Source organism: Pseudomonas khavaziana (genome assembly GCF_019145205.1).
GTDB classification, from domain to species: Bacteria; Pseudomonadota; Gammaproteobacteria; order Pseudomonadales; family Pseudomonadaceae; genus Aquipseudomonas; species Aquipseudomonas khavaziana.
Genome location: NZ_JAHSTT010000044.1, coordinates 1 through 751, shown reverse-complemented (window position 1 = coordinate 751; position 751 = coordinate 1). Strand labels below are relative to the sequence as shown.

Sequence of the window (751 nt, the reverse complement as noted above, 5' to 3'; positions counted from 1 at the left end):
ATCGGTAGTATCGTAAACATTCGCCTCATCACCCGATTGATCGGCCAAATGAACATCAGCTACAGAGTACTTTGCCATCACCTGTGCTGCAGCGCGCCGCAAATCGAAATTAGGATCATAGCTGAAAACTATCTGTCGAATACCTTCTATTATTTCTTTCCGAGCTTTTAAATTAGTTGGAACCGCATCAATGATGTTTTTTATAGCGCTGCCGAAATTGGAGAACTGCCTCGCTCGGTCTCTCATCTCGTAAATTCCCGGCCAGTCGGAATGATTCACCCAATCCTGTAGCGACGAAAAAACATCATCGTCTATCACAGCCTCAGGATGGCTGCTTTCCTTAACCAATTGACGGAGTGCATCGAAGTCGCCACGTAGGGTATCGCCATCATACGAGCCTATCTGAAAGACCTTATTGGATGGAGCAGACAAATTTCTTTCGCGACAATAAATCAGACCATTGAAAAAATACAATTCAAAGGCGAAGTCTGGACTATATTCTCTACCATCTGGCCGATGAATATTAAGAATATATTCTAAGAGATAAGCACCTTTAGGAGGCGCAAAATCTCCTCCAGAATAAAACTCCGAACTCTTTCTGGCGCTTCCAACTAATCCAAGATCATGATTATCGACCGCATCGTAAAGATGCTCATCCGGCGCTAAGCGCGCGCCATCCTCCGAATACATTTGACCATCTACACCGTAATACACCTCAAGGCCGCCACCGGTCTTAAGGGGCAGCTTCGTC

Annotated in this window: 1 protein-coding gene; it reads right to left on the bottom strand. The window is 45.4% G+C overall.

Annotated elements, in window-relative coordinates; translation table 11 throughout:
• Positions 1 to 751: hypothetical protein (locus KVH01_RS29430; RefSeq protein WP_217883799.1), on the bottom strand; the 751-nt coding region annotated here is incomplete at both ends.